3 protein-coding genes are annotated in these 4,874 nt (G+C 74.7%); 1 reads left to right on the top strand and 2 read right to left on the bottom strand.

Going from position 1 to position 4,874, the window contains the following annotated elements:
- Positions 1-134 precede the first annotated feature (134 nt).
- Positions 135-1,148 carry a CorA family divalent cation transporter gene (locus ACFXA3_RS35360; RefSeq protein ID WP_385193947.1) on the top strand — a complete coding sequence of 338 codons (1,014 nt, stop codon included), beginning with the start codon at positions 135-137 and terminating at the stop codon, positions 1,146-1,148.
- A gap of 55 nt (positions 1,149-1,203) precedes the next feature.
- Here ACFXA3_RS35360 and ACFXA3_RS35355 read toward each other — a convergent pair whose 3' ends face one another.
- Positions 1,204-3,066 (bottom strand): ATP-binding cassette domain-containing protein, encoded by a 1,863-nt coding sequence (locus tag ACFXA3_RS35355; protein ID WP_385193945.1) that lies wholly within the window; start codon positions 3,064-3,066, stop codon positions 1,204-1,206.
- Complete coding sequence (locus ACFXA3_RS35350; RefSeq protein WP_385193942.1) at positions 3,045-4,754, bottom strand: ABC transporter ATP-binding protein; 1,710 nt, start codon at positions 4,752-4,754, stop codon at positions 3,045-3,047. The genes ACFXA3_RS35355 and ACFXA3_RS35350 overlap by 22 nt, the downstream gene beginning before the upstream one ends.
- Positions 4,755-4,874: the final 120 nt, after the last annotated feature.

The following is a 4,874-nucleotide window of genomic DNA, read 5'->3' as shown; positions in this document are numbered from 1 at the left end:
CGTGGCCCGCGGGGCGACCCGGGGTGGCGGGCGGGTGGCCGGTGGCCGGTGGCCGGTGGCCGGTGGCCGGTGGCCGGTGGCCGGTGGCCGGTGGCCGGTCTTCCGGGCGGCACTGTCATCTTGGGTGAGGGGCGATGATCGTATCGGTGGTGTCGATGCCGGAAGGCGTCGTCACTCGGACAGCGTTGTCCGAGGTCAGGGAGCGTCTGGCAGCCCCCGACTTCGTGATCGTGGACATCGACCAAGGAGAAGACCCCCCGTCCGACGAGCAACCACTCGCCCGCCTCCTCGGCCTGGATGACAAGACATGGGAGTGGCTCGGCAGACGGAATGAACCCGTGCGGGCCGACTACCACGGAGGAGTGGTCGGATGTGTCGTGCCGGTGATCGACGGCAGTCACGTCAGGCACATCCACGTCCTCGCCAGCGAGTGCCACCTCGTCACGATGCACCACGGGCCCGTGGGACTGGTCGAGACGTTCATCGGGCGGTTGCCGGAGGACGTGCCCGCCAACGGGGCGACGGCGGTCTTCCTCTTTCTGCAGGGTGTGTTGGAAGTCTTCCGCCGGGCGGCAGCGCAGGCACTCCTGGAGGTGGGGGAGGTTGAGGAGGCGATGTTCGAGGGGCGGGCGTCGCAGCACGTCCACCGGCTCGCCCGGCTGCGACGGCGCGCGGCCCAGCTGCACCGTGCCTTCCTTCCCTACTCCGCGATCGCGCAGGAGTTCCTCACCCATCGGCGGATCGCGAACCCTGACCTCTCGGAGGAGCGGCGAGCGCTGAACCGCATGCACGAACGCACCGTGCAGCTGGTGATGATGGAGATCGACTCGCTGCGGGACGAAACCCGGCGGGCCGCCGACACCTACGCCTCCCTCGTCGCCGACCAGCAGAACCTCGTGATCAACAAACTCGCGATCGCCTCGGTCATCTTCTTGCCGCTGTCCTTCCTGACCGGTTTCTTCGGCATGAACTTCAGCTTCCTCAGCAATAGCCTGACCAGCGAGAAGACCTTCCTGTGGCTGGGCATCGGCATGCAAGTGTGCGCCCTGGTCGTCGCCATGTACGTCGTGCTGTACCGCACGCACTGGCGCCAGCTCCGGGACGGCCGGTCCCGCGACGGCGCCGTTCAACCGGCAGACCAACCCTGATCTCGAACGGTTCGCGGGCCTGAGCCGTTCGTACGCCGGCCTCGGCCGGCACGACTCACCCGCGCCCTGCCACCTCCTGCTCACGGCCGCCGGAGCCGGCCGGCGTCGTGCCCGCCCAGTGGCCGACGAGGTCTGCGTAATGAGGGCTGCGTACGAGGAGTTCGGCATGGGTGCCCAAAGCCGTCCGGTCGCCGTCGAGCAGTAGGACCCGGCGGGCCCGGGTGGCCGAGACGAGCCGGTGGGCGATGACGACGAGGGTACCGGGGCGCGCGGCGAAGGCGGCTTCCGCCCGTTCCTCGGCGACCGGGTCCAGGTGGCAGGTCGCCTCGTCGAGGACCACCACGGGGGCGGCACACGCGTGGACCCGGGCCAGGGCGAACAACTGCCTCTCCCCGCTGGAGAGTTCCGTGGCCGGAGAGCGCAGTCGGGCGTCGAGCCCGCCGAGCCGGTCGATCACCCCGGTCAGCCCGACCGCCGCGGCGGAGCGCTGCAGCCGGGCCGGTCCGGCATCGGGAGCCAGATAGGCCAGGTTGGCGGCGACCGTGCCGGGGAATACGTACGCCTCCTGCGGGACGAGGGCGAACAGCCGGCAGCGCAGTGCCTCATCGAGGTCCGTCACCGGGCGGCCGTCGAGGTCCACCGTGCCGGAGGTCGGGGGGATGATCCCGGCGAGCAGCGCCGCGAGGGTGGACTTGCCGATGCCGCTCGGGCCGACGACGGCGAGGTGGTCGCCGAACGGGACGTCCAGGCTGAGCCGGCGCAGCACGGGCTCGGCGTGCGGACCGTAGGCGAAGTCGAGATCCCGCACCGAGAGGTCCGGGGCGGCCCCACGCCACCGGGCTGCCGGCGCCGCCTCCGGCGCTGCGGAGGGCCGGGACACCCCGGAAGGCCGCTCCGCCGCGGCGGCCTGTTGGACAGAGGGTTCCGGCACCGTGGCCGCCTCGGCCAGCCGGTGGAGCACCACGCCCAGCTGGCTCCAGTACCCGGACACCGCGCCCGCCAGCATCTGCAGGGCCGGCAGCAGGTGGGCCGCCACGTAGGTGGCCGCGCCGACCACGGCCCCCGGGCTGACCGACCCGTGCGCCACCAGGCCGGGACCGGCCAGCAGCAGGAGCAGCAAAGGCAGTTGGCCGCCGAGCAGGACCACGGGAACCCGTAGCGAGGCCGCCAGCCCGACGGCGACCTGAGCCTTGGCGGCCCCGGCCACTTCCTGCTCCACGAGCGAAGCGGCGTGCGGCTCGGCCGCCAGCGCCGTGATGTCGCGGGACGCGCCGAGCGCCGCGCCGGCGTGGCCCGCGACCTTCTCCTCGGCGAGGACGAGCAGCCGGCGGCGCGCCGTCAGCCGGCGCATCGACCAGAGGAAGACCGTCAACGCCGGTACCAGAGGCGCCAGTACGAGAGCGGCGAGCAGCGGGTCGAGCGCGGCCAGTCCGATCACGGCTGCGAGCAGCGACACGCTCAGTGGCCGGGCGGTCCGCAGCAGTGTCCCGGTCAGGTTGCGGACGGTGTCCACCTGGCCGTTCAGTTGGGCGACGGCCGCGGAGCCGCCGCCGTGCCCGCCGGTGGTGGCCCGCTCCAGCACTCCGCGCACCACGCGGCGCACCAAGGCGTCCCGCAAGCTCTCGACGACCTCGGACAGGGGGGTGAACAGGGCGCGCTCGGCGGCCGCCCGGGCGAAGAACAACCCGGCCAGCAGGGCGATCCAGGCCAGGCCGACGCCCGTCCGGCCGGCCAGGAACCCGCGGTCGAGGGCGGCCGCGGTCACCCAGCCGGAGGCCAGCGCGGGCGCGGCCTCCAGGGCCGACCAGCCGGCGATCCGGCGCAGCGGCCCCCCGCTGCCGCGCAGCCCGTCGGCGAGCAGCCGCCCTGCGGGGGCGCTGAGGCCGAAGCCGATCCTCATCGGTGGTCGACGCGACACCGCTCCTCCTTCGTCCTCTTCTTCGTGGGATCCCGGTCGGTGAGGGGTCCGGGGGCGCCGGCCGGGCCGAAGACCGCCCGGTACTCGGGGTCCGCCCAGAGCCGGCCGTGCGGGCCGAAGGCCCGGATCCGGCCGCCGTCGAGCCATGCGACGAGGTCGCAGCGGGCGGCGGTGGCGGCGCGGTGGGCCACCACGAGCCTGGTGCGGCCGGCCAGCAGCTCGGTGACGGAGCGGCTGACCTCGGCTTCGGTCGCGGTGTCCAGGCCCGAGGTGGCGTCGTCCAGGACGTGCACCAGCGCCGGTCGGATCAACGCCCGTGCAAGGCCGAGTCGTTGACGTTCGCCTCCGGACATCGGGGTCTCGTCCAGCGGGGTGTCGTAGCCGCCCGGAAGCCGTCGCACGAACCGGTCGGCCTGCGCGGCACGGGCGGCACGGACCACGTCCTCGCGGCTGACTCCGGGGCGGCCGAAGGAGATCGCCTCGTGGACCGTCCGCCCGTACAGTTCCGGTCGTTCGAAGGCGTGCACGACCAGGGTGCGGAGCCGGTCCAGGGGCAGGTCGCGCACCGGGACGCCGCCGACCGAGATCTCTCCCTCGTCGGGGTCGGTGAGCCGGCCGAGCAGGCCGGCCAGCACGCTCTTGCCCGCCCCGGTACGGCCGACCAGGGCGACGGCGGCGCCGGCGGGCAGGTCCAGATCCAGCTGGTCCAGCACGGGTTCGCCGGCGCGGCGGACGGTGACGCCCCGCAGCCGCACGGCGCCGTCCGCGGGCATGGTGCCCGCCGTGCCCCCGACGGGCGGCTCGTGCCGGAACACCGCGTCGAGCCGGCGGGCACCGGCCCGGGCCTGGGCGATCCCGAGCAGGACGTCGATCTGGTCGACCATGCCGGAGGCCAGGGCCAGGTATCCGGAGACGGCCAGCAGGCCTGCCGCGCTGAGCCGGCCGTCCGCCACGGCGAGGCCGGCCACCGCCAGGACGAGCACGTCGGTGAGCGGCAACAGGAGCCCCAGGCGCCATACGACGTCCCGCTCGGTGCGCCACATCGCACGTCCGGCGGCGGAGAGTTCGGGCAGCGGTTCGAGCACGCGGTCGGTTTCCGTGGCGAGGGTGCCCGCGGCCCGGATGGTGCGGACGCCGGTGAGCGCGGCCACCAGTGCGTCGGCGATGCGGGACTGGGCTCCGAGGTAGTTCTCCTGGGCCCGGCCCGCCTCCTTCATGAAGCGCTGGGCGATCAGTACCGTCAACGGCATGGCCAGGGTGAAGGCCAGCCCGGCCTGCCAGTTCGTCCACCACAGGGCGGCCAGGGCCGCCACCGAGCCCAGGAGCGAGATCGCGCTCTCGGCGGCACGGGCGGGCAGGCCCGCGGCCATCGGCGCCGACTGCACGACCTGGGTGACCGCGTCACCCACGGCGTGCGGCGACCGGGGGCCCAGCGAGAGGAGGTGGCGGATCGTCAGCATGCGCAGCCGGTGGGTGGCGGTGGCGCCCGCGGACGCGGCCAGCGGTCCGGCGGCCGCCTCGCAGAGCCCGCCGACGGCCAGTACCACCGCCAGGAGGGCGGCCGGGCCGCGGACGCCGGTGCCGTCGAGCACGGCGCCGACCGCGGTGGCGAGGAGGGCCGGCAGGGCGATGCCGACCGAGATCCGGACCGCCAGGAGGACGGCCAGGGCGACCAGCCGCAGCCGCACGGGTGCCAGGGCGTCGCGGAGCCGGGGGGGGGGGGGGCGGGCGGGGGGGGGGGGGGGCGGGGCGCCGCGCGGGGCGGCGCGGGGCGCGCGGGGGGGGGAGGGCGGGGGGGGCGGGCGGCG

This window comes from Streptomyces sp. NPDC059456 (assembly GCF_042750055.1).
GTDB lineage: Bacteria > Actinomycetota > Actinomycetes > Streptomycetales > Streptomycetaceae > Streptomyces.
Note: the sequence above shows the minus strand (reverse complement) of the source record. Positions and strands in the feature narration are given on the sequence as shown.

What these genes read in the sequence shown, in the direction of transcription:
- ACFXA3_RS35360 (WP_385193947.1), top strand. Translation starts at nt 135, where the DNA reads ATGATCGTATCGGTGGTGTCGATGCCGGAAGGCGTCGTCACTCGGACA.